Here is a 269-nt window from a genome sequence, read left to right on the forward strand (position 1 = left end):
GGAACGAATACGCCGCCCTGTCGCCTTCTGAGGCCGGGGCGCTCGTACGACGTCGAATGGTGCTGGACGCACGCAACGTCCTGGACGCCGAGGCCTGGCGAAATGCGGGGTGGACGGTTCGCGCATTAGGCGCGGGTAGCGGTGTGCTCGAGGAACGTACGCCAGAGGCACGGAGTGTGGAAAAGCGTGCTGCGCGGGCCTGAGACTTTGTAACACTAAATTCAAAGCGGACTTTTTTCGCCCCCAAGATTGCATCCGGTGTTATGGTC

General features: G+C 61.3%; 1 protein-coding gene. It reads left to right on the forward strand.

Translation table 11 applies throughout. From position 1 onward, the window contains the following. Positions 1 to 203, forward strand: a 203-nt coding sequence (locus SB764_RS40630) for a hypothetical protein (protein WP_410866848.1), incomplete at its 5' end; no start/stop codon positions are given. Positions 204 to 269 lie beyond the last annotated feature (66 nt).

Source organism: Paraburkholderia sp. SIMBA_027, assembly GCF_046535315.1.
Taxonomy (GTDB): Bacteria; Pseudomonadota; Gammaproteobacteria; order Burkholderiales; family Burkholderiaceae; genus Paraburkholderia; species Paraburkholderia tropica.